Source organism: Stenotrophomonas sp. INTA L402-1, from assembly GCF_059295135.1.
Window position 1 is genome coordinate 1 of sequence record NZ_JCAFWP010000126.1, and the last position, 661, is coordinate 661.

1 pseudogene is annotated in these 661 nt (G+C 54.0%); it reads left to right on the forward strand.

The features are described from left to right. A pseudogene (locus AC5O77_RS21860) lies at positions 1 to 661 on the forward strand (transcription-repair coupling factor); the annotation flags it as partial.

Consider the following 661-nt stretch of genomic DNA (forward strand, 5'->3'; position numbering starts at 1 on the left):
AGATGTGTATAAGAGACAGATGCAGCGTGGCGTACTGATTGTTCCGGTGAATACGCTTATGCAGCGCGTTTGCCCGCACAGTTTTCTCCACGGTCATGCGCTGGTGATGAAAAAAGGTCAGCGGTTATCTCGCGATGCATTGCGAACCCAACTGGACAGCGCAGGTTATCGCCATGTTGACCAGGTAATGGAGCACGGCGAATACGCCACGCGCGGCGCGTTGCTGGATCTCTTCCCGATGGGCAGTGAGCTGCCTTATCGTCTTGATTTCTTTGATGATGAAATCGACAGCCTGCGAGTGTTTGACGTCGATAGCCAGCGCACGCTGGAGGACGTAGAAGAGATCAATCTGCTGCCCGCGCACGAATTTCCGACCGATAAAGCGGCAATTGAACTGTTTCGCAGCCAGTGGCGCGATACCTTCGAAGTGAAGCGCGATCCGGAACATATTTATCAGCAAGTGAGTAAAGGCACATTACCTGCCGGGATCGAGTACTGGCAGCCGCTATTCTTCAGCGAACCGCTGCCGCCACTGTTCAGTTATTTCCCTGCCAATACGCTGTTGGTGAATACTGGCGATCTGGAAAACAGTGCCGAACGTTTCCAGGCTGACACGCTGGCGCGTTTTGAAAATCGCGGCGTCGATCCGATGCGCCCACTG